Raw genomic sequence first — 21,308 nt, forward strand, 5'->3', positions numbered from 1 at the left:
CATCGGGGAAGCCGTCGCCCGGATAGAGTCGAGGGATGACCGACAAGTCCGACACTCCCGCCAAGCGTTCTCGCGGCGAGCTCGAGAACGAGGTCATGAGAGCCCTCTGGCGTGCGGGCGCGCCTGCCTCGGCGAAAGAGGTCCAGGCGACCTTCGAGCTCGACGCGACCCCGGCGATCACGACCGTGCTCACGATCCTCGATCGTCTCCACAAGAAGGGGTCCGTCGTCAAGGCACCCGCTGCGGGCGGCGGATTCGTCTTCTCGGCGGCACAGTCGGAGTCGGAGTCCGCTGCGAGCACGATGGTCTCCGCCCTCGTGGCGAGCAGCGACCGAAGCGCTGCGCTGCTGCGCTTCGCCGGGCAGCTCGATCCTCGCGACGTCGAGGCGCTGCGGGCGGCGCTCGAAGCCGACTGACCCCTGGACGGCTGGTCCCTGGCCAGCTCGTCTCGGGCAGGGTGATCTAGGTGGCGGTCGCCTTGATCGTGCTCGCCTGCATCGGGGCGTCGCTCGTGCTGATCGTCGGTGCACCTTTCGTGCTGGCGCACGGCCGCTGGCGGTTCCGCTGGCCGCGGCTGGCGCTCGCCTCCTGGTACACCGCGTTCCTCGGCGGCATCGCGGCGGCTGCTCTCGGGCTCGTCAACTCGATGGCCGCGGTCGCATTCTCTCGGGAAGCCTCGTCGGACCCGATGGGTGGGTGGTTCGCGTCGACGGTGCTGGTCGTGGTCGGCTGGGGCGGTCTCGTCGCCGTCGGGGGGCTGGTGGCGCTCGTCACGACGCGCTTCGAGCCGCTCGCGGCGACGGACCGGGCCTTGCACCAGCAGATGGCGCTGGTGGCGGCCTGCCACCCGAGCACACGGGTGGGAGGGGTCGATGTGACCGTCGTGCCCTTCGACCGCGCCTTCGCGATGAGCATCCCTGCCCCGAGCAACCGGGTGCTCGTCACGACGGCGCTCGAGCGGGCTCTGACCGCCATGGAGCTGGCGGCGGTCGTCGAGCACGAGCGGACGCACCTGCGGCAGCACCACGGCGTGATCGCGCAGCTCGCGCAGCTCAACAGGGCGTGCACTCCGGGCCTGGCTGGAGCCCGGCACCTGGAGCGCACCACCAGGATGCTCGTCGAGCTCATCGCCGACGACGCGGCCGCGCGGCGCCTGGGAACGGTGCACACCGCCAACGCGCTGGTCAAGATGGCGCACCTCGCCCGGGATGAGTCGTTGTCGCTCCGCGCTCGTCGCCTTGTGGAGGCGAGCAACCGGCACTCACCGTCCCGTCGGCGGTCTCCGCTGGCAGTGCGCGTGCACGGCTGACCGACGTCAGCAGAGGCGCATCACCCGCGGGGTGCGCCTCCGCTGCGGTTCGGCTCGAACGAGCGCAGCCGCAGGCTGTTCGACACGACGAGCACCGACGACAGGGCCATCGTCGCCGCTGCGATCAGCGGGTTGAGCAAGCCGACCGCAGCCAGGGGGATGGCGAGGACGTTGTACCCGAAGGCCCAGACCAGGTTGAGCCTGATCGTCCGGAGCGTCTGGCGTGACAGCTGGACGGCGTCCACCACCACACGCAGGTCGTCCCTGACCAGGATGATGTCGGCGGCCTTCATCGCGATGTCGGTGCCCTGCACCATGGCGAGCCCCAGGTTGGCGGTCGCGAGAGCAGCGGAGTCGTTCACGCCGTCACCCACCATCGCGACCCTGTGGCCGTCGGTCTGGAGGGCGGAGATCGCAGCGGCCTTGTCGGTCGGCAGGACACCCGAGATGACCTCGTCGACTCCGATGGCTGCGCCGACCGTCTGCGCGACGCCGTCCGTGTCTCCGGTCAGGAGCACGGTGCGCAGGCCGAGTGCTCGGAGCCCCGCGACCGCGGCAGGTGCGGACGGCTTGATGTCGTCGTGCACCCCGAACACGGCCGAGGCGACACCGTCGACGGCCAGGAGGACCGCGGAGGCGCCGGTCGAGCCGAGCCGTTCGACCGCCTCGGTGAGCACGGCGTCGAGCTCGATCCCGTTCTCCCGGAGGAGGCGGGCGTTGCCGATGAGGATCTGGTGGCCGTCGACGACGGCGCGGGCTCCGAGGCCGGTCAGCGCCGTGAAGCCCTCGGGCGTCGACAGGATGCCGACCTCGGCGGATGCTGCCGCTGTGACGGCGCGGGCCACAGCGTGCTCCGAGGCCGTCTCGACACTGCCGGCGAGGCGCAGCAGGGTCTCGCGATCGAGTATCCCGGTGACGACGACGTCGACGACGCGCATGCCGCCGGTGGTGACGGTGCCGGTCTTGTCGAGGACGACGGTGTCGATGACACCGCTCGCCTCGAGGGCGTCCTGTCCCTTGATGAGCACGCCGAGCTGCCCGCCGCGTCCGATGCCGACCATGAGCGCGGTCGGGGTGGCGAGGCCGAGTGCGCAGGGGCACGCGATGATCAGGACGGCGATGCCGTTGCCGACGGCCGTCGAGGGTTCGGCACCGATCAGGAGCCAGATGGCGGTCACGATGACAGCGAGAACGATCACGCAGGGCACGAAGACGGACGAGACCTTGTCGGCGAAGGTCTGCACCCCGGCCTTGCGTCTCTGGGCGTCCTCGGTGAGGGCCGCCATCTGGGCCAGGCGGGTGCGGGCGCCGACGGTGACGGCGGTGATCTCCAGACGTCCGGTGACGTTGACCGTGCCGCCGATGGCGTCGTCTCCCGGTGCGAGGTCCGCGGGGACGGACTCGCCGGTCATGGCGCTGGTGTCGACGGTGGACGTCCCGGACGAGACGGTCCCGTCGACGGCGATCCGCTCGCCAGGGAGGACGACGACCGTGTCCCCGACACGGAGCTCGGTCGACGGCACGACACGCTCGGTGCCGTCGGCGTCACGGACGCGGGCCTGCCGGACGGCCAGGTTCCCGATGGCGTTCAGCACGTCGCCCGCGCGGCGGCGCGAGCGGGTCTCGAAGTAGCGTCCGCCGAGCTGGAACGTGACCATGCCCGCAGCGACGTCGAGGTAGATGGCGTCGGCGCCGGCGGGGGTCACGCCGAAGCCGAGCCAGTAGCCCGGCTCCGTGCTCGGGGCGAAGACGAGCGTGTAGACGGCCCACCCGAAGGACACGATGCTGCCGAGCGAGACCAGGCTGTCCATGCCGAACGTGCCTCGACGCAGGCTGCGCCAGGTCGCCTTGTGGAACGGCCACGCCGCCCACGTGACGATGGGCACGGCCAGCAGGACGCAGACGAGCTGCCATCCGTCGAACCGGAAACCGGGGACGAGCGCGAGCAGGATCGTCAGGTCGCAGAGCGGGATGGTGAGTAGAGCAGCCACGGCGAGTCGGCGACGCAGCGACGTGATGGTGGTCTCGGTGGCCCTGGCGGTCCAGCTGTCGTCGTCGCCCTGTCGCATCGCGGCGGCGTAGCCCGCCTTCTCGACCGCGGCGATGGCGGTGTCGACCTGTGCGGGTGCCAGCCCCGAGACGAGCGCGCGCTCGGTGGCGTAGTTGACCGAGGCGGTCACCCCGGGGAGCTTGTTGAGCTTCCGCTCGACGGCGTTCGCGCACGACGCGCAGGTCATGCCGCCGACATCGAGCTCGAAGTACGCCTCCGACGGGGCGGTGGTCGTGTCGACGGCTGCCGTGGGCTGGGAGGTGGTGGTCACGTCTGGTCCTTCATCTCGGGCACCCGCTCGGCGGTCGCCGTCGTCTCGGGCGTTCCCGAGGGGGTGGTGCTCCGGCCGGAGAGCCGATTGAGCATGTCGTTGTAGGCCTCGAAGCTGTCGTCGATGCCGCTGTCGAGGTGGCGGTCGACTCGCTTCGCGCGTCGGGAGTCCTGCCTCGACCACTGGGTGACGAGGGCGATGACGACTGCGATCAGGGGCAGCTCGCCGGCGGCCCAGGCGATGCCGCCGCCGACGTACTGGTCGTGGGCGAGGTCGGTCATCCACCACTTGCCGATGTACTCGTAGTAGTTCCGTGCGATCACGGTCTCGCTCGACATGATGACGACGCCGAAGAAGGCGTGGAAGGGCATCGCGGCGAGGACGAGGCCGAGCTTGCCGATGTGGGGCAGAGGCCGCGGCGGGTGGTCGACGCCGATGACGAGGCTGTAGAAGACGTAGCCGATGATGAGGAAGTCGAGGTTCATCAGCTGGTGCGACCAGTGGTACCTCAGTGCTTCCCCGAAGATCGGCGTCAGGTAGAGCAGGTAGTAGGTGCCGACGAATGAGACGAAGACGTGGATGGGGTGGTAGAAGGCATGGGTCAGGCGCCAGTTGAGCATGGCGGTGATCCACTCGTGCACGCCTGCGGGCTCGTTCCTCCGGTGTGCGGTGCTGGCTCGCAGGGCGAGCGTCACGACGCCGCCCATCACGAGCAGCAGCGGCCCGAGCATGTTGAGGGACATGTGCAGGATCATGTGCAGGCTGAACGACACGCTGGAGTACTTGCCGAGACCGGATGACGTCGTGAGGAACACCGTGGCCCAGCCGAGCACCCAGGCGATCGTGCGTCCCACGGGCCAGGCATCGCCGCGCTGTCGGAGCCGTCGGACACCCCAGAGGTACAGGCCTATCCCGGCGGCGGTCAGGACGGCGAAGAGGATGTTGGGCCGCCACTCCAGGAGGAGCACGAGCGGGCTCGGCTCGCTGTCGACGTCGTAGCCGAGGAACACCTGGTCCACCGAGGTGGGGACGAAGTACTGAGGAGGCGGGATGCGCGTCATGGCACTGGTGATCCCGAGGTGCGCGGAGAGCAGCAGAGCGGCGAGTGCCGTGATGGTCCAGGTCGAGTGCTGCGGAGCGGCAGCGGGCCGTGTCGCCCGCCAACCGAGCACGCCGAGGGCGCCGAGGAGGGCGAACCGCACCAGGAACAGCCACCCCGTCGCGCTCTCCCACGGGGCCGAGCCTGCCAGCATGAACGCGGCGATGATCGTCTGGGTGCCCGCCGCGATCACGCCGGTAACGACCGCCGTCCACCGCAGGCGGCGGGCCTCGACCGCGCCGAGGGCGTCCCCTCGCGCGGCAGCCCAGGCGACCAGGAACACGAGTCCTGTGAGGATGGTCGTGGCGGGTGTGCCGATGATGGCAGCATCTCCGCCGAAGTCGTGTTGCGGTCCGACCAGGACCTGCCCGACCACGACAGGGGCGAGGACGGCGAGGATGCTGAGGGCGAGCATGATGAGGAGCGGCTGCCATGTCCCCAGGAAGTTCGCCATCAGGTAGATGGTCCACGCGACGACAGCTGCCAGCACCCACGCGCCGGGCAGGTAGGAGGCGGACATCAGGTACGCGAGCGAGCCGGGTTCCAGCAGGCGATCGAGCGACTGCCCGCTGGCGTCGGCGGCGTCGACGGCTGCGAGGCTCGTCGCACTGAGGGCCCAGAGGAGCGACGCCCACCGGACGGTGCTCAGGTCACGACCGTTGTCGACGACGAGCCGGCGGGCGCCCGAGCGTGCTCGGATGAAGGCGGCGAAGAACAATGCGCCCACCGTCACGGAGCCGGCGCACTCGGCCACGACCCGGAGCAGACCGCTCATCAGGGATGTGACGAGGTCGGGCACAGGTCGGTGCAGGGATTCGTACCCGGACGGGCCCATCACGACGACGGTCACGACGACGGCGAGCAGCGGGATGCCGACGAAGACCGAGCCGAGGGCCGCGCGCCGATCGCGAGTTCGCCGCGAGGGGCCCGCTGAGGCGGCGGCTGCGGGGGGTGGCGGGATCGTCTCAGCCATCGACGACGGTGTAGCCCGCCTCCTCGACCGCCTCGCGGACGGCCTCGGGATCGGGGGCGGAGGCGCTGGTCACGGAGAGCAGGCCCGTCACGTGGTCGGCAGTCACTGCCTCGATACCGACGACATCGCCCACCTCCCCGGTGACTCGCTTCTCGCAGTGCTCGCAGGTCATGCCGGCGACGGTGAACGTGGTCTGCACAGGGGGTCCTCTCAAGTGGAGGCCTCCCGGTCGACGCCTCACGCACCTCCCACTCTACGTGCTGTAGAACGCGGTGGCGAACGTGTTCTCTCGACGTCGACCGGTTCCTCAGTGAGCGATCGAGAACGCTCCGACCGCCGAGAGGCTGGCGCCGACCTCGGCGTCGCTCAGCTCGCGCGTACCGTGCGCAGTCACCGTCGATGTCTTCCCGGGGGCGAGGTCGACGTCGACCGAGTCGACGCCGTCGAGGCCGATGAGAGTCTCGGTGACCGTCGTCACGCAGCCGTTGCAGGTGAGGCCGTTCACGGGCCCTGTCCAAGTGGTCATCGTGCATTCCTTTCCATCGTGGGCCGCACGGGCGTGATGCCCGAGCGGTCGTCGGCAGTCTCGTCCGACATCTGGCGACTCGGCTGTGTGATCAGACCGAGCCGAAGAACTTGCGCAGGCGCGGCACTCTTCGGATGAGCAGCTGGTCCAGTGCCAGCACGAGGATCAGGGACAGCCCGAAGATCGGCAGGAAGAGCCCCAGGGCCACCATCGCGATGAGCAGGACCCTGCTGCTCCAGACGGGGAGCGCCGCCCGGGGGGCCGAGAGTCCGGAGGCGCGTCCTCGACGGGTCCACCACATGAGTGGCCCCGAGATGCAGAGGAACATCACGGCGAGGCAGAAGAGCACCGTGAGAACCGTGTTGACGGTGCCGAAGCGACGTCCTTCGTGCAGCGCGACGCCCTGTGACACCGTCTTGGCGGTGGCGCTGAAGTCGTCGTAACCATAGGTGCCGGCGACGTCGCCGGTGTACTGGTCGACGTGGACGGTCTTCTCGAGGGCCACGTCGGACTCGGAGGGGTTGCCGTTGTCGTTCCACTGGCTGCCCATGACGCTGAAGACGCCGTCGTCCCCCTCCGGGTAGACGATCGAGTACGGCTCGGGCGCGCCTTCGTCGCGAGCGGCGGCTACGGCCTCGTCGATCGAGATCATCGAGCCGGCGCCCTGGCTCGTCCCCAGAGGGCCGCCTGCGATCGCCCAGCCGGCCGGAGCTGTCGTCCCGTTGGTGTCCTCGATCAGGTCGCCGAGGGTCGATTCGGCGCCGGGGTCCGCGCCCCACAGCGATCCTCCGTCGCCCGCCGCGACCTGCTCGGCAAGTGAACCCCAGACGCCCGTCCACGGCAGGCCGGAGACGACCAGCATCAGGATGCCCAGCCCGACCGGCAGGCCTGCGATCGCGTGCATGCCGCGCAGCCTGGAGCCCGGCACCTTCTTCGCCCGAGCCGCGCCTCGGGGACGGCGACCCAGGAAGAAGATGATGAACCCCGTGATGGTCAGGACGATCGCCCAGCTGGCCCCCAGCTCGACGATCCTGTCGCCGATCTGCTCGTCGCCCAGCAGCAGGTCGCCGTGGATGCGCTCGGCCCAGTTCGAGACGAGCTCGTTCTCGGTCAGGTCCCCCGTCACGGTGGTCGAGTACGGGTCGACGTAGACGTTGCTCCCGACGCCGTCGGCGCGTTCCGTGACGAAGACGGTCGAACGGTCGCCGACCGCGTCCACGACGGAGAGGACCTCCCTGTCCGGGAACGCGTCTCTGACAGCAGCCTCCTGGCTCGACAGGGAGGCGCGCTCTGCGTCCTCGGGGGCGGTGACGGTGAGGACGCCGGGATGAGTGAACGAGTCCACCTCGGCTCGGAACATGTAGGTCAAGCCCGAGATCGAGAGGATGAACAGGACCGGGATGACGATGATCGAACCGTAGAAGTGCCACCGCCAGAAAGCGGCGAACCAGTTCGTCGGACGCCTGCCTGGACGGCCCACTCGGCCTGTCGGCCTGTTCGGGACGTCGGCTCCGGTGCGGCGGTCCATCTCGGTCGCGGTCATGCCAGCCTCTCGGTCGGGACCGGGATCGTCCGGTCGTCGAGTTGGCACTCTACAAGATGTAGAACTAACCTGTCGACGTGATCGATTACCCCTGGAACATCGTCCTGACCATCGCTTTCGCGTTCACCTTCGTGATCTGCGTGGGGGACGCCCTGGTGGGAAGGCTCCGTGCCGCGGATCGGCGAGCAGTCATCACCGACGGCGAGCTCGTCGACGTCAACCACGGCGTCATGAGCATCGCCATGATCGCCATGACCTGGTTCTTCGCGATGGACGTCGTGACCTGGGCACAGGTCCTCCTGTTCGCGATCCTCGGTCTCTCTCTCGTGCCGCCGCTCCTGCGCGCGTCGTCCCGGCGTGCGCGCACCGACCTCGCGGGCCACATCGCGCTGGACGTGGCCATGATCTGGATGCTCGCCGCGATGCCGTTGCTGATGGCCGGTGCCATGAGCCCCGGCGGGGGATCGGTCCACGCCGAGCACGCCGGAGCGGACGCCGGTGCCGACATGCTGACGGCGACCCCCATCTGGGCCGACGTCGTCAACGTCCTCTTCGTCGTCGTCTCAGTGGTCGCGGCCCTCTGGTGGCTCGTGCAGATGTTCGTCAGCCGGGGGCACCGCGTCCACCTGCTCTGCCATGTCGTGATGGCCGCGGGCATGGCGTGGATGCTCGTCCTGATGAACGCGTAGTCCCCACCTCGCGCCCATGAGGGCCCAGGCCCACGGGCCCACGTGACCGCCCATGGCTCACACGTCGAGTTCGAGGACGGGAGAGAGCGACCGCGAACAGCAGGTGTTGATGCGGGTCCCTGCAGCGTGGTCCACCTCCGTCTGGAAGTCGTCGCGATGATCGGGGACGCCGGCGAGCACGGCGGTCAGGCACGACCCGCAATGCCCCTGGCCGCAGGAGCGGTAGGTCTCGTAGCCTCGCCGTTCCAAGGCGTCCGCAATGGACTCGTCTGCCCCGACCTCGATCCTCTCGCCCGTCGAGCGGGCCACGACGGTGAAGGTCCTGTCGCCGTCTCGAGTCGGCTCGGCGGGTGGGTCGAAGCTCTCGCATCGCACCTGGTCCGTCCGCCAGCCCGCCGCGAGGGCGCGGTCACGGGCCACGCTGACGAAGCCCTCGGGACCGCAGGCGTACACCGCGCCTCCGTCGTCGACCGACTCGAGCGATCGCGGCCAGCTCGTCCGGAAGGAGTCGCCGTCGTCGCTGTGGTGCAGGGTGATGCGATCACGCCACGGGCTGGCGGTGAGGAGGGCGAGGAGGGGGAGGGCATCGGCGTCGCGGGACCAGGCGTGGAGTTCGAAGGGCGTGCCCCGCCGGTGCAGCTGCTCGGCCATCGTCACGAACGGCGTGATGCCCACACCCCCTGCCAGGAGGACCGCCGACGAGTCCGACCCGCCGAGGGGGAACGTGTTGCGGGGCCTCGACACCTCGACCACGTCGCCCACGGCGAGGCGCTCGTGCACCGCCGCCGAGCCGCCGCGACCGTTCGGGTCGTGGCGCACGCAGACGAGGTACCTCGCCGTGTCCTCGCCGTGGCTGACGAGCGAGTACTGGCGCACGAGGCGCTCGTCGAGGTGGAGGTCGATATGCGCCCCGGCTTCGAAGGCCTCGAGCTCCTGGTCTGGCTCGACGGGCCGTAGCTCGACGAGGAGCGCGTCGCGGGCCGCGCGGGAGATGTCGTGCACCCGCACGGGCTGCCTTCCATGCCGGGTCGTTCCCCGAGTCGAGGAGCTGGGCGTCCGGCGGGCGCGCAGGCCCCGGAACAGCGGTGGGGTCACGACGGGTCCTTCGGCGCTCGAGGCGTTCGAGCGAATCGGGAGGCGAGCCGCTCGGCAAGGTGTCTCAGGGAGGCGACGTCGTCGCCGAGGGTCACGGGCCGCGGGTCGTCGTCGTCCGGCGTGGGTCGAGCGAGCACCAACACGATCAAGACGGCGATGGCGGCCACCTGCGTGAGGCTCGTCGCAGTGTCTAGCCACGGGAGGTGGTCGACCTCGTCGGCGGTGGTCATCGATGCTCCCTCGGGTTGTTCGTCGGTGTCATCACGACCCTGTTCTACAGAATGTAGTTCATGGTCAAGAGGATTCTCTGGTCAGTCTTCTACGAGACGTAGAATAGCTGGCGCCACCGATTGAAGGAGTCCCATGCGATCCACCGTCCGACACGTCCTCACCGGAACCGGGGCGGCGGCCGCGTTCCTGCTCCTGACCACCGCATGCACGGCCGCGGGCGGCGAGGCAACGCCCGCGATTTCGCCTGCCGGTGTGACGTCGACGACGTATCCCGTGACCCTCGAGAACTGCGGTCGACAGATCACGATCGACGCCCCACCGGAGCGTGCGGTCAGCCTGTGGCAGTCGAACACCGAGGCGCTCCTCGCCCTGGGCCTGGGCGACCGGATCGTCGCGGTCCAGGAGAACTACGCGCCCTATCCCGAGTCGGTCGCGTCGCAGGCGACGGGGCTCAAGGACGTCGGCAGCCAGATGGGCTTCCCCTCGAAGGAGGTCCTCCTCAGCGAGAAGCCCGACTTCGTGACCGGTCAGGTCCTCGACGGCTTCGCGTTCGACGCCTCGCAGGGCTACGCGTCCGTCGAGCAGCTCGAACGGACCGGGGCTGCCGTCTACGGCGCCAACCTCTGCGGTTCGACCGACTCGCAGAGCACCGAGACCTGGAACATCGAGTCCGTCGAGAAGACGCTCCGCGACTACGGGACGATCTTCGACGTCGCTGACAGGGCTGACGAGGTCGTCGCGGAGCTCGAGGCCGACAGATCGGCCGTCGTCTCGGCTGTCGAGGGCGAGCCGACCGTCAAGACGGCCTACTTCAACGGCGGAACCGGTCCGGTGATCGTCCTCGCGGGCGGCATCTACGACGATCTCATCACGACAGCGGGAGGCGAGAACGTGTTCCCTTCGGACTCCGTCTACGTCAGCAAGGAGGAGTTCGCCGCCTCCGACGCGGACGTCGTCCTGGTGGGGACCTTTCCCGGACAGGACTTCGCGTCCCAGAAGGCGTTCCTCGAAGAGAACTTCCCCGACCTGCCCGCCGTGCAGGCCGGCAGGATCACCGAGGTGCCCACGCAGGAGACCGACTCCTCCATCTCGGTCATGGTCGGGCTGACGAAGATCGCCAACGCGATCCACTCAGACCTGGACCTGACGGTCCCCTCCTCATGAACGGCGCGGCCACCGCTTCCCGGCAGCAGATCAGGGCTCTCCAACACCCGCAGCTGATGATCGGTGTGCTCGTGGCCGCCTGCGTCGTGGCCGTCGTCCTGTCCGTGGCCGTCGGCAGCGTCGGCATCGCGCCGAGTCGAGTCCTCGAGGTCGTCGGCGGGCGCCTGGCACCGTGGGCCCTCGGTCGCGTCGACGGTCTCGACGACCAGATCGTGTGGGAGTTCCGTCTTCCTCGCGCCCTCCTCGGCCTCGTCGTCGGAGCGGCCCTCGCGGTCGCGGGCGCCGTCCTGCAGGCCGTCGTGCGGAACCCCCTGGCGGACCCGTTCGTGTTCGGCGTCTCGTCGGGCGCCTCCGTCGCCGCGGTCGCCGCGCTCACCCTCACGACCGGTGCCCTCGCCTCCGTGTCCACACCGGTGGCCGCGTTCGTCGGAGCTCTCGTCACGACTCTCCTTGTCTTCGTGCTCGCCCAGCAGGGAGGGCGCGTCACTCCGAACAGGCTGCTGCTCGCGGGCGTCGCTCTGTCGTACCTGCTGAGCTCCGTCACGAGCTACCTCGTCCTCCGGTCGAGCGGCACGAACCAGGGCGTCGGGCCGGTGCTCTCGTGGCTCGCCGGCAGCCTCGCCGCGGCGACCTGGAGCGACCTGGGGGTGCCGGCCCTCGTGCTGGTCGCATCGACGACCGTGCTGGTGCTCCTCGCCCCCGTCCTCAACGCGTTCCTCACCGGTGACGAGACGGCCGCGAGTCTCGGCGTCGACGTCGGCCGGGTGCGACTGGGGTTGTTCGTCATCACCTCGCTGCTCGTCGGCGTCGTCGTCGCGGTCAGCGGCTCCATCGGGTTCGTCGGCCTCGTCGTGCCGCACGCCGTCCGCATGGTGATCGGCTCCGACCACCGCTGGGTGCTGCCTGCGTCCGCTCTCGCCGGGGGGCTCCTCCTGGTGCTGGTGGACATCGGCGCTCGGCTGCTCCTCGCGCCGACCGAGGTGCCGGTCGGTCTCCTCACCTCCGTCGTCGGTGCGCCGTTCTTCCTCTGGCTGCTGCGCCGCTCCGGGCGGAGCGGACGATGAGCGTCAGGGCAGGCGGAGCGCTCCGCGTCGAAGGCGTCAGCGTCGACCTAGCCGGACGCCGGATCATCGAAGAGGTGGCCCTGAGTGCCCACGGGAACGTCGTCGGCCTCGTGGGCCCGAACGGGAGCGGCAAGTCGACGCTCCTGCGGACGATCTACCGCATGCTGCGGCCGGCCGAGGGGACCGTGCTCGTCGAGGATCGTGACGTCTGGTCGATGTCGGCCAAGGAGGCGGCGCGCATCACCGCAGCGGTCGTCCAGGACAGCCCCGTCGACCTCGAACTCACCGTCGTCGACTGCGTCACGACCGGACGCCTGCCGCACGGCAGCTTGCTCGGATCGGGCCGTGCCGAGGACGGGCGAGTCGTCGAACTGGCGATGAGGAGGGCCGGTGTCGAGGACTTCGCCGACCGTGACATGAGCACACTGTCGGGTGGAGAGCGTCAGCGAGTGCAGCTCGCCCGCGCGCTCGCACAGGAGCCGCGGCTCCTCGTCCTCGACGAGCCCACCAATCATCTGGACATCCGACACCAGCTCCAGCTGCTCGCTCTCGTCCGGTCGCTCGACGTCACGACCCTGGTCACGCTGCACGATCTGAACCTTGCGGCGTCTTACTGCGACGAGATCGTCGTGCTCGAACACGGCCGGGTAGTCGCCTCGGGGCTGCCGGGCGAGGTCTTCACTCCGCAGCTGCTGCAGCGCGTATTCGGCGTTCGCGCCGACACGCTCGTCAACCCGCTCACCGGTCGCCTGCAGCTCGTCTATGCGGACAGCTGACGGCCGACCTCGACCCACCACGACCATCACGAGAAGGAGAACCGGACATGAACGATGAATCCCACGACAGCACGGAGACCGAGGCGCTGCCTGGACGCACGGCAGGGAACGACCAGACTGGGAGCACCTTGTTCAGCGTCGTCGGCGACGACCCCGCCAAGCAGAACGCCATCGACCGCTCCGTCGCTGCTCACCACACCCTCGCCGCGCGGCCCGGGATGCGGTTCGCCACGGGCAAGACGATCCTGATCGTCCTGCACCCCGGCTTCGAGCTTCTCGACGTCGTCGGTCCTTTCCACTTCCTGGCAGCGACGGGCGCGGACGTGCACTTCGTCACGACGGGCTCCGCGGATGAAGCGGTGCTGAGCAGCAGCGGTGTGGCCCTGGTGCCCGCGCTGGCGCTCCACGACATGCGTGTCGCCCCAGAAGTCCTCCTCGTGCCCGGTGGCGACACGGGCATCCTCCTCCGTGACGCCCGTGCCATGGCCGACCTGCGACGCCTCGGCGACCAGGCGACCTACGTCACCAGCGTCTGCTCCGGCTCGATCGCTCTCGCCGCCGCAGGCCTCCTCGAGGGACGACGTGCGACGTCGCACTGGTCCGTCCGGCACCTCCTGGCCGGCTACGGCGCCGTCGAGGTCAACGAGCGCGTGGTGGAGGACGGCAACCGGCTGACAGCGGCAGGAGTCACCGCTGGCATGGACCTCGCCATCACGCTGGTCTCGTACCTGTGCGGGGAGGAGATGGCACGCTTCGCCGTTCTGGGCGCCGAGTACGCCCCTGAGCCCCCAATCGACACGGGCACTCCCGAGAAGGCCGGCCCGGCACTGACCGACCTCTCTCGCGACTTCCTCGCACCGCTCGTCGAAGAGCTCCGCGCCCCCGCACGCTGACACTGCACGGGCATCCGTTCGCCATGCGGCGCACGGTGTGTCGACGTGGAGGAATCCGCGTGTCGCTGTGTTCTACAACTTGTAGAGTCAATCATTCCCTCTGAAGAAAGGCCCTCCCATGCACTTCGCCAGATCACGTACCGCGCTGGCCCTTGGATCACTCGTCACCCTCACCGCCCTGGTGGGGTGCTCGGCCACTCCGTCTCCTGCCGATTCAGCCGGCCCGGTCGGCGACGGGACGACGCTCACCGGCGGGCCGACGTCGTATCCCCTCAGCATCGAGAACTGCGGCCTCACCCAGACGTTCGACGAGCGGCCCTCTCGAGTCGTCCTGATGAACGGAGCGTCGGTCTCCGAGGTGGAATCACTCGTGATGCTCGATCTCGAGGACACGATCCTCGCGAACACCCAGAACTACGGCATGTCCGACATGCCGGGACTGGTCGAGCAGATCGACGCGCTCCCGACGGGAGACGTCGACATGGCCGGCAGTTTCGAGATCCCCGCCGAGCAGCTCCTCGCGCTCGAGCCGGACCTCGTCATCGCGACGACCTCGGGAGGGTTCGACCCGAGTTCCGGTCAGTCGTCACGGGAGGAGCTCGCCGAGGCGGGCATCGAGACCCTCGTCAACCCTGCCAACTGCGCCATGGGCAAGGAGGACGCGACAGAGGAAGAACTCGGCGCGTTCGACGAGGCCACCGTGGAGTCGTCCTTCGATTTCCTCAACTTGGTCGGCAACGTCTTCGACGTGCAGGACGAGGCGCAGGTCCTCGTGGATGACCTGCGCGGTCAGATCGACGCCGTGTCGGCAGCCGTCGAGGGCAAGGAAGAGCCCACGGGGCTGATCGTGTTCCCCGGCATGTCGATGATGACGCCCAACGGGATGCCCGCCGTGTTCCTCGGGGGGATCTTCGACGACGTCCTCGCCCGCGCAGGGGTCTCGGGCGCACTGAAGGACAGCGGGTTGACCTTCACCTCGGCCATCGACGAAGAGCAGCTCTCCTCCGCCGATGTGGACATCCTGGTCGTCGGCGGGTTCACTCGGGGAGAAGACCTCGACGCTGAGGCGGCAGCGCTCTTCGCCGAGTACCCGCAGTGGGACGCAGCCAAGAACAACAGCTACGTGACCGTGTCGGACGGGGTGTACGTCGGGCCGACGAACGCCGCCGCGATCGACAAGATCGCTCGCGCTGCGCACCCCGACGCCTTCTGATCGGCCGGGGTTCGTGGAAGTTCGTGCGTCGCCGACGCGACGGGGCTCGCTGCTCGCGTGGATGGTCGTCCTGGCCGCCGCGACGACCGTCGTCGCCGTCGTGGCGGTCTCGATCGGCAGCGTCTCCGTGAGCCCCGAGGCGGTCGTGCGGACCGTCGTCGGCAACCTCAGCGGGGACAGGGGCTCGATCGATCCCCTCGACCAGAGGATCATCTGGGAGCTGCGAGCTCCCCGGGTCGTCCTAGCCGGGATCGTCGGGGCATCCTTCGCCCTCGCGGGGGCAGCTCTCCAGGGGCTGCTCCGCAACCCCCTGGCGGACCCGTACATCATCGGGGTGTCTTCGGGCGCCTCCTTCGGGGCCGTCCTGGTGATGGCCTTCGGGTCGGCCGCCCTGCTGGGCGTCACGACCTCCGTCGCCGCCTTCGTCGGGGCGATCGGGCTGCTCGGACTGGTCTTCGCGTTCGCGCAGCGGTCTGGCTCGTTCACCGACATGAGGCTCGTGCTGTCGGGGGTCGCCCTGGGCTACGTCGCCATGGCCGGCACGAGCTTCGTCCAGCTCCACGCGGATCCCGGTGAGCTGCGAGGCATCCTGTTCTGGATGATGGGGAGCGTCGCCGGGGCACGGTGGTCGGCCTTGGTCCTGCCCGCGGTGGTCCTCGTCGTCGCGGGGGCGTGGTTGCTCGCTCAGTCGCGAGGCCTGAACGCTCTCGCACTCGGCGACGACGACGCCACCGCAGTCGGCGTCGACCTGCGGCGCACCCGACTCGGGCTGCTGCTGGTCTCGGCAGTCCTCACCGCGGTGGCGGTGAGCGTGGCCGGGGGAGTGGGCTTCGTCGGCCTCATCATCCCGCACGCGATGCGGCTGCTCGTCGGGTCAGACCACAGGCGCCTGCTGCCGGTCTCAGCAATAGCGGGGGCTCTGTTCCTCATCCTCGTCGATCTCGTCGCACGCACCGTCGGCAGCCCGAACGAATACCCGCTCACCGTGTTCACCGCCCTCATCGGCGGCCCCTTCTTCCTCTGGCTGATGAACTCCGAGGGGAAGCGAGCATGAGGGTCTCCCTCGACCACGTCACCATCAGCCTGGGCGGACGCCCGTTCATCGACGACCTGAGTCTCGAGGTGGAGGAGGGCTCGTTCGTCGCGATCGTGGGCCCGAACGGCTCGGGGAAGTCGACCCTCCTCCGCGCGATGTATCGAGCCCTCCAGCCCGATTCGGGGAGCATCCTCATCGGTGACACCGACGTCTCGACGATCACGCCTCGCCACGCCGCACGACTTCGCGCAGTCGTCACCCAGCACCAGACGACGAACGACAGCCTTCTCGTCCGAGACGTGATCGCCACCGGACGCCATGCGCACCAGAGATGGTTCGCCGTGGAGTCCGCGGCGGATCGCGAGATCATGCGGCTGTCCCTCGAGAGATGCGGTGCCGTGCACCTCCTCGAGCGTCGCTATCTGACGCTCTCCGGTGGTGAGCGTCAGAGAGTGCTCCTCGCAAGGGCCCTGGCCCAGGACGCGCCTGTGCTGCTGCTCGACGAACCCACCAACCACCTCGACGTCCGGGCGCAGCACGACCTGCTCGCCCTCCTCGAGGATGTCGACCTGACCAGGGTCGTCGTGCTGCACGACCTTGACCACGCCGTCGCCCACGCCGATCATCTGTTCGTCGTGCACGAAGGGCGCATCCGCGCCTCCGGACACCCCGTTCAGGTGCTCACCTCAAGGCTCACGGAAGAGGTCTTCGGCTGCCGTTCGGCGATCATCGAGCACCCGTTGACCGGGCGCCCGCACCTCGTGACGGCGCCGATAGGCCGATGACAGACGGGACACACCAGGACCACGTCACGAGAGCGGCAGAGCTCATTTCCCCAGGCTGGTCGCCCTCGACGAACCGGGATCCGTCGTCAGCGGCACCCGAGGGATGACGCTCACGGCCAGCCACGTCCTGGACCAGAAGCACTTGGCATGGTGATCCTGCCCGGAGCGTCAGGACCCACCGTCGGGGATCCGGACATGGTCAGGACCATCCCCGTCATCCTCGCCGGCCTCGGCGAGACTGCTTTGCCCGACCTCATGCGTCGAGCCCTGGCGGCCCCCGACACACTCGTTGCCATCATCTGCGTCGGTGGCCTCGCGCTCGGCATGGCTGGCCTCCTCGAAGGGAGGACGGCAGTCACGCACACCCAGGGCAACAACGTCCTCGAGGCGACCGGGACGACCGTGGTCAGAGCTCGCGTCGTGGACGACGGCGACCTGGTCAGTGCCGGAGGTGTGACGTCTGGCCTCGACCTCGCTCTTTACCTGCTGGAGCGGGAGTTCGGGCCCCGCATCGCCCTTGCAGTCGAAAAGCTGTTCGGGTACGAGCGCCGGGGCATCGTCTGGGCCGCGCGCGGACCTGAGGCGCTCGCGCTGGGACGGCCCCGACCGCGCCGATTTCCGACGACCCGTGTGGCGCTTCCATCGGCCGCGTCACCGGCACATGGGACATCTCGATGCGAACACCCATCGGGACCATGCGAGCCGTGCTGGTCTTCTCTGTCGATGACGGAACGGTGAGGGGAAGGGCTTCAGGCAAGTCGGAGGAGGTGCCCTTGCGGGACCTTCGCGTCGAGGGCGGCGACGAGGGCGCCCGCGTCACCTGGACGCAGTCCGTCACGAAGCCCATGAGGCTCGAGCTCGCTTTCGAGGTCTCCGTCCTGGGGGATCAGATGACTGGCCATTCTCGTGCAGGACGACTGCCGAAGAGCAGTGTGTCCGGCGCTCGAAGGCCCAATTGACTTGAGTGGCGCCCCAGACCAACTCGTCAGTATTGGCTGTATAGTCAGCATATGCTGACCCTTTCGACGCGGGCCGATGTCATGAACCGCCTCGGGCGCGCCATGGCCGATCCGACCCGATCGCGCATCCTGCTGCACCTGCTCGATGAACCCGGCTACCCAGGCGCACTCGCCGATCAGCTCGAACTCACCCGGTCCAACGTGTCGAACCACCTCTCCTGCCTCCGTGGCTGCGGCATCGTCGTCGCCGTGCCCGAGGGGCGATCGACCCGCTACGAGATCGCCGATGCTCACCTCACGAAGGCGTTGACGGCCCTGGTCGACGTCGTGCTCGCCGTCGACGACGGGGAGCCCTGCACCGACGACGCCTGCGACGTCCCCCTCTGCTGCGGGACCGGCGCATGAGCACGACGACTCTTCCCGCCCTGCTCGCTCCCGCCCGCCGTCTGCTCCTACAGCGTCGCATCCGGATCATCGTCGCCGTCGCGATCACCTATAACGTTATCGAGGCGATCGTCGCGATCGCCGCCGGCACCGTCGCCTCCTCGACCGCCCTGATCGGATTCGGCCTCGACTCGATCGTGGAGGTGCTGTCGGCAGCCGCGATCGCATGGCAGTTCGCCGCCCCCGACCCGGAGAAGCGGGAACGGGTCGCGCTGCGCGTCATCGCCGTGTCGTTCTTCGGCCTGGCCGCCTACGTCACGGTCGACGCAGTGCTGTCACTCACGGGTCTCCGTGAGCCCGACCACTCCCCGGTCGGCATCGTTCTCGCCGCGGTGAGCCTCGCGATCATGCCGTTCCTCAGCCTGGTCGAGCGCCGCACCGGCACCGAGCTGGGCTCGGCGTCGGCCGTGGCGGACTCAAAGCAGACGCTCATCTGCTCGTACCTGTCGGCGGCCGTCCTCGTCGGCCTCGTGCTCAATCTCGCGTTCGGGTGGACATGGGCTGATCCGGTAGCCGGGCTCGTCATCGTCGTGTTCGCCGTGCGGGAAGGACTCGAGGCGTGGCGCGGCGACGCGTGCAAGACGCCCGTGTCGGCTCTGACGGGCGAGCGTCAGGTCGAGCCCTGCGACTGCTGCTGACCTAGCCACCACCTCCCCCCCTGACGGCACGACGTCCGTGCCGCGACCGCCAGGAGAACCATGAAGCGCACCACGAAGATCAACCTCGCCTTGATCGGCGCCCTCGCCGCGGCATCGGCGGTCGCGGCCGTCGTCCTGGTCAGACCGGCCGCACCGCAGGCCGACCCGGTTGAGGTGACCGTCGTCGCGGAGAACAGCCACCGTCTCGACACCGCCCCCGACGGGTCGGTGGTGTTCACCGAGTTCCTCGACTTCGAGTGCGAGGTCTGTGCTGCGGTGCACCCCGTCGTCGAGGAGCTGCGCGAGACGCACGCGGGCGAAGTGACCTTCGTCACCCGGTACTTCCCGCTGCCCGGACACGAGAACTCCATGAACGCTGCGATCGCCGTCGAGGCAGCAGCCGAGCAGGGTCAGTTCGAGGCGATGTACCAGCGGATGTTCGATACCCAGGCTGAGTGGGGCGAGCAGCAGGAGTCGAAGGCCGACGTGTTCCGCAGCTACGCGGAGGACCTGGGGCTCGACATGGGCCAGTACGACCACGCAGTCGGCGATCCGTCGACGGAGGCGCGGGTGCAGCAGGACTTCGACGCCGGCATGGCGCTCGGGGTCGAGGCGACGCCGACGATCTTCCTGGGTGACGAGCCGATCGAGCTGTCGACTCCGGACGAGCTGAGGCAAGCTGTCCAAGACGCCGTTGACCAGAACTAACGGCGCGGCGCCCGGTACAGAGGAGGCTGGCCCATGACCAACCTGCTCACACGGACACGGCCCAAGGTCGCCCGCCGTGCTCAGCGCATCGGGCTCCTCGTCGCTGCCGGCGTGCTCGCTGCAGTGTTCCTCGTCCGCACGCTCACGGGAGACATCGCCCTCGTCGACCTGCCCAACGCCACACAGGACCTCATCACCCTGACCGTCAGCGTGATGATCGAGTCCCTCGGGTTCGTGATCCTCGGCATCCTCATCTCTGTCCTCGTGCAGGTCTGGATCCCCGACCGGTGGATCGTGAAGGTCCTTCCTCGGAACACGGCAGCCCGGCGGGTCGTGATCTCCGTCCTCGGTGTGCTCCTGCCCGTCTGCGAGTGCGGCAACGTGCCCCTCTCGCGCGGCCTCATCGCGAAGGGGTTCTCGGTCCCGGAGGCCATGACGTTCCTCGTCGCCGCGCCGATCGTGAACCCGGTCACGATCCTCACCACCTACCAGGTGTTCGGCTTCACCGACGGCATCCTGGTCTCCCGGATCGTCGGTGGGTTCCTGATCGCGAACCTCGTCGGCTGGCTGTTCAGCCAGCACCCGACCCCCGAGAAGCTGCTCACGGAGAAGTTCGCCGCGGAGTGCGCCCTCCCCGCCACGGACGACCACGACCACAGCGGATCCCGCTGGCAGGAGAGCCGGGACCTCTTCGCCCGCGAAGCAGCCGCCGTGATGCCGGCCCTGGTCCTCGGAGCATTCATCGCCGGCCTCGTCCAGGTCGCCGTTCCCCGCTCCGTGCTGGTGACGCTCGGCAGCAACCCCGTCTGGTCGGTTCTGGCGCTGATGGCCCTCGCGTTCGTCATCTCGATCTGCTCGAACATCGACGCGTTCTTCATCCTCCCGTTCGCCTCGACGTTCATGCCCGGTGGGATCGTCGCGTTCCTGCTGTTCGGCCCCATCGTCGACATCAAGATGCTCGCCATGATGCGGACCACCTTCACGACCACGACCCTCGTCCAGATCACGACAGTCGTGGCTCTCATGAGCGCCACGATCGGATTCATGGTGAATTTCCATGCCTGACCTCAAGCGCTACCAAGGCCTCGCCCTCATCGGCGTCATGTCCGCCTCGACCCTGTGGCTCGCCGCCACCGGACAGCTCGAGCTCTACGTCGCCCCCAAGCACGCGATCTTCGCGGTCGTCATGTCGACCCTCGGCCTCGCCGCCGTCCTCGTCAGCGCCATGCGCGTCACCGTCCATCACCACGCCGAGGCGCGGCCGCGGACGCTCGGCCGCGTCACTGCAGGCATCGGCGGCACGGTCGCGGCACTCGTGACCGCAGCGATGGTCCTCCTGCCGCCGGCGACCTTGACCTCCGCCACGGCGGCGCAGCGCGACGTCAACAGCACAGCCCCGCTCGGGGACACCACGACCCTCGACGAGCAATCCGAACCCGACGCCTCGACCGCGAACCTCTCACTACTCGACTGGGCATCCCTCCTCAGGCAGACCAGCGACATCGGCTTCTACGAAGGCAAAACCGTTCAGGCCACGGGGTTCATCACCCCCGACGGAGACGACCCCGGCAACGTGTTCTACGTGTCGCGGTTCTACATCAGCCACTGCGCCATCGACGCCCAAGCCGTCGGCGTCCCCGTCTACATGCCCAACTGGGACGACACCTACGACGCCGACGAGTGGATCGACCTCGAGGGCGAGTTCGCGGTGAACGCCAGCACGAGCAGTGCTCAAGGCATCGCCGTGACGGCTGACTCCGTGAGGAACGCCGCCCAGCCCGACGATCCCTACATCTACAACTAGAAACGACTCGAGATCGCGCACGCGACCAGCACGGCCAG

Annotated in this window: 23 protein-coding genes; 16 read left to right on the forward strand and 7 right to left on the reverse strand. The window is 68.9% G+C overall.

The window, feature by feature from the left end:
- Positions 1-35 precede the first annotated feature (35 nt).
- Both SOM13_RS10710 and SOM13_RS10715 read left to right on the forward strand, forming a co-directional pair.
- Positions 36-416 carry a BlaI/MecI/CopY family transcriptional regulator gene (locus tag SOM13_RS10710; protein WP_192060706.1) on the forward strand — a complete coding sequence of 127 codons (381 nt, stop codon included), beginning with the start codon at positions 36-38 and terminating at the stop codon, positions 414-416.
- Positions 417-466: 50 nt separating this feature from the next.
- On the forward strand, positions 467-1,309 hold the full coding sequence (locus SOM13_RS10715) for a M56 family metallopeptidase (RefSeq protein WP_192060705.1): 843 nt from the start codon (positions 467-469) through the stop codon (positions 1,307-1,309).
- A gap of 20 nt (positions 1,310-1,329) precedes the next feature.
- On the opposite strand, the gene SOM13_RS10720 is transcribed toward SOM13_RS10715, so the two are convergent.
- From SOM13_RS10720 to SOM13_RS10740, 5 genes are all read right to left on the reverse strand, one after another.
- The gene (locus SOM13_RS10720; RefSeq protein WP_320477915.1) at positions 1,330-3,630 is read right to left on the reverse strand and encodes a heavy metal translocating P-type ATPase; all 2,301 of its coding nucleotides are present in this window, start codon (positions 3,628-3,630) and stop codon (positions 1,330-1,332) included.
- Positions 3,627-5,702 (reverse strand): cytochrome c oxidase assembly protein, encoded by a 2,076-nt coding sequence (locus tag SOM13_RS10725; protein WP_320479712.1) that lies wholly within the window; start codon positions 5,700-5,702, stop codon positions 3,627-3,629. Before SOM13_RS10725 ends, SOM13_RS10720 begins: the two co-directional genes overlap by 4 nt.
- Positions 5,695-5,901, reverse strand: coding sequence for a heavy-metal-associated domain-containing protein (locus SOM13_RS10730; protein WP_243214286.1), 207 nt, complete (start codon positions 5,899-5,901; stop codon positions 5,695-5,697). Before SOM13_RS10730 ends, SOM13_RS10725 begins: the two co-directional genes overlap by 8 nt.
- A gap of 108 nt (positions 5,902-6,009) precedes the next feature.
- Entirely contained in the window at positions 6,010-6,228 is a 219-nt protein-coding gene (locus SOM13_RS10735) for a heavy metal-associated domain-containing protein (protein ID WP_320479713.1), read from the reverse strand.
- Between the two features lie 91 nt (positions 6,229-6,319).
- Complete coding sequence (locus SOM13_RS10740) at positions 6,320-7,771, reverse strand: PepSY-associated TM helix domain-containing protein (RefSeq protein WP_243214285.1); 1,452 nt, start codon at positions 7,769-7,771, stop codon at positions 6,320-6,322.
- A gap of 77 nt (positions 7,772-7,848) precedes the next feature.
- Here SOM13_RS10740 and SOM13_RS10745 point away from each other — a divergent pair, with 77 nt between their 5' ends.
- Positions 7,849-8,460 (forward strand): DUF5134 domain-containing protein, encoded by a 612-nt coding sequence (locus SOM13_RS10745; RefSeq protein ID WP_320479714.1) that lies wholly within the window; start codon positions 7,849-7,851, stop codon positions 8,458-8,460.
- Positions 8,461-8,517: 57 nt separating this feature from the next.
- Here the strand turns inward: SOM13_RS10745 and SOM13_RS10750 are convergent, their stop codons facing one another.
- On the reverse strand, positions 8,518-9,462 hold the full coding sequence (locus SOM13_RS10750) for a PDR/VanB family oxidoreductase (protein WP_320479715.1): 945 nt from the start codon (positions 9,460-9,462) through the stop codon (positions 8,518-8,520).
- A gap of 89 nt (positions 9,463-9,551) precedes the next feature.
- The gene (locus SOM13_RS10755; RefSeq protein WP_320479716.1) at positions 9,552-9,785 is read right to left on the reverse strand and encodes a hypothetical protein; all 234 of its coding nucleotides are present in this window, start codon (positions 9,783-9,785) and stop codon (positions 9,552-9,554) included.
- Positions 9,786-9,918: 133 nt separating this feature from the next.
- Between SOM13_RS10755 and SOM13_RS10760 the strand changes: the two genes are divergently transcribed.
- The 13 genes from SOM13_RS10760 (at position 9,919) to SOM13_RS10820 (ending at position 21,270) form a co-directional block, all read left to right on the forward strand.
- Positions 9,919-10,950: an ABC transporter substrate-binding protein gene (locus SOM13_RS10760; RefSeq protein ID WP_320479717.1), complete on the forward strand. Its 1,032-nt coding sequence runs from the start codon at positions 9,919-9,921 to the stop codon at positions 10,948-10,950.
- Positions 10,947-12,014: an iron ABC transporter permease gene (locus SOM13_RS10765; protein ID WP_320479718.1), complete on the forward strand. Its 1,068-nt coding sequence runs from the start codon at positions 10,947-10,949 to the stop codon at positions 12,012-12,014. The genes SOM13_RS10760 and SOM13_RS10765 overlap by 4 nt, the downstream gene beginning before the upstream one ends.
- On the forward strand, positions 12,011-12,790 hold the full coding sequence (locus tag SOM13_RS10770; RefSeq protein WP_320479719.1) for an ABC transporter ATP-binding protein: 780 nt from the start codon (positions 12,011-12,013) through the stop codon (positions 12,788-12,790). The genes SOM13_RS10765 and SOM13_RS10770 overlap by 4 nt, the downstream gene beginning before the upstream one ends.
- A 47-nt stretch (positions 12,791-12,837) precedes the next feature.
- The gene (locus tag SOM13_RS10775) at positions 12,838-13,683 is read left to right on the forward strand and encodes a DJ-1/PfpI family protein (RefSeq protein ID WP_243214280.1); all 846 of its coding nucleotides are present in this window, start codon (positions 12,838-12,840) and stop codon (positions 13,681-13,683) included.
- A gap of 118 nt (positions 13,684-13,801) precedes the next feature.
- Positions 13,802-14,896 (forward strand): ABC transporter substrate-binding protein, encoded by a 1,095-nt coding sequence (locus tag SOM13_RS10780; protein ID WP_192060694.1) that lies wholly within the window; start codon positions 13,802-13,804, stop codon positions 14,894-14,896.
- A 13-nt stretch (positions 14,897-14,909) separates the two neighbouring features.
- Complete coding sequence (locus tag SOM13_RS10785; protein ID WP_243214279.1) at positions 14,910-15,950, forward strand: FecCD family ABC transporter permease; 1,041 nt, start codon at positions 14,910-14,912, stop codon at positions 15,948-15,950.
- Positions 15,947-16,717 (forward strand): ABC transporter ATP-binding protein, encoded by a 771-nt coding sequence (locus SOM13_RS10790; RefSeq protein WP_192060693.1) that lies wholly within the window; start codon positions 15,947-15,949, stop codon positions 16,715-16,717. Before SOM13_RS10785 ends, SOM13_RS10790 begins: the two co-directional genes overlap by 4 nt.
- Positions 16,718-16,864: 147 nt before the next feature.
- Positions 16,865-17,455 carry a DJ-1/PfpI family protein gene (locus tag SOM13_RS10795; protein WP_320479720.1) on the forward strand — a complete coding sequence of 197 codons (591 nt, stop codon included), beginning with the start codon at positions 16,865-16,867 and terminating at the stop codon, positions 17,453-17,455.
- 272 nt (positions 17,456-17,727) lie between these two features.
- On the forward strand, positions 17,728-18,081 hold the full coding sequence (gene cmtR, locus SOM13_RS10800; RefSeq protein ID WP_192060692.1) for a Cd(II)/Pb(II)-sensing metalloregulatory transcriptional regulator CmtR: 354 nt from the start codon (positions 17,728-17,730) through the stop codon (positions 18,079-18,081).
- The gene (locus SOM13_RS10805; RefSeq protein ID WP_192060691.1) at positions 18,078-18,758 is read left to right on the forward strand and encodes a cation diffusion facilitator family transporter; all 681 of its coding nucleotides are present in this window, start codon (positions 18,078-18,080) and stop codon (positions 18,756-18,758) included. Before cmtR ends, SOM13_RS10805 begins: the two co-directional genes overlap by 4 nt.
- A 60-nt stretch (positions 18,759-18,818) precedes the next feature.
- Positions 18,819-19,466, forward strand: coding sequence for a DsbA family protein (locus SOM13_RS10810; RefSeq protein ID WP_243214277.1), 648 nt, complete (start codon positions 18,819-18,821; stop codon positions 19,464-19,466).
- Positions 19,467-19,499: 33 nt separating this feature from the next.
- Positions 19,500-20,531 (forward strand): permease, encoded by a 1,032-nt coding sequence (locus SOM13_RS10815; RefSeq protein ID WP_320479721.1) that lies wholly within the window; start codon positions 19,500-19,502, stop codon positions 20,529-20,531.
- Complete coding sequence (locus SOM13_RS10820; protein WP_243214275.1) at positions 20,524-21,270, forward strand: TIGR03943 family putative permease subunit; 747 nt, start codon at positions 20,524-20,526, stop codon at positions 21,268-21,270. Before SOM13_RS10815 ends, SOM13_RS10820 begins: the two co-directional genes overlap by 8 nt.
- Positions 21,271-21,308 lie beyond the last annotated feature (38 nt).

The sequence above is a fragment of the Frigoribacterium sp. CFBP9030 genome (assembly GCF_034045195.1).
In the GTDB taxonomy this organism is placed as follows: Bacteria; Actinomycetota; Actinomycetes; order Actinomycetales; family Microbacteriaceae; genus Frigoribacterium.